Source organism: Wolbachia endosymbiont of Drosophila leontia, assembly GCF_028981785.1.
Taxonomy (GTDB): Bacteria; Pseudomonadota; Alphaproteobacteria; order Rickettsiales; family Anaplasmataceae; genus Wolbachia; species Wolbachia pipientis.
Window position 1 is genome coordinate 1 of the sequence record NZ_JAPQLK010000176.1, and the last position, 573, is coordinate 573.

Sequence of the window (573 nt, forward strand, 5' to 3'; positions counted from 1 at the left end):
GAGAGGACCGGGATGAACATACCTCTGGTGCACCGGTTGTCGCGCCAGCGGCACCGCCGGGTAGCTAAGTGTGGACGGGATAACCGCTGAAAGCATCTAAGCGGGAAACCCACCTCAAAACTAGATCTCCCTGAGAGCCGTGATAGACCATCACGTTGATAGGCCAGGTGTGGAAGCGCAGTAATGCGTGCAGCTAACTGGTCCTAATCGCTCTATAGGCTCACTCTCATACTGTCCCCTTAAAAGGACAGCCCGTGCACAGAAATCATCCATGCACGCGTCACACAGAAAACCTCTCTTTAAATAAACACCAACCGCATCCACACCACCCCACTCAGGGTGGACTGGATGACCTGGTGGCCATGGCGGGGAGTGATCCACCCGATCCCATCCCGAACTCGGCCGTGAAACCCCCCAGCGCCTATGATACTGCGGCTTAAGTCGTGGGAAAGTCGGTCGCCGCCAGGTCTTCCAGTCCACCCAATAAAACACCACCGCGGGGTGGAGCAGCCCGGTAGCTCGTCAGGCTCATAACCTGAAGGCCGCAGGTTCAAATCCTGCCCCCGCAACCAA

General features: G+C 57.2%; 1 tRNA gene and 2 rRNA genes. All 3 read left to right on the forward strand.

The window, feature by feature from the left end:
• Positions 1–228: ribosomal RNA gene (locus OZD63_RS05880) — 23S ribosomal RNA — on the forward strand; the annotation flags it as partial.
• A gap of 124 nt (positions 229–352) precedes the next feature.
• Positions 353–468: ribosomal RNA gene (gene rrf, locus OZD63_RS05885) — 5S ribosomal RNA — on the forward strand.
• 27 nt (positions 469–495) lie between these two features.
• A tRNA-Met gene (locus tag OZD63_RS05890) sits at positions 496–572 on the forward strand.
• Position 573: the final 1 nt, after the last annotated feature.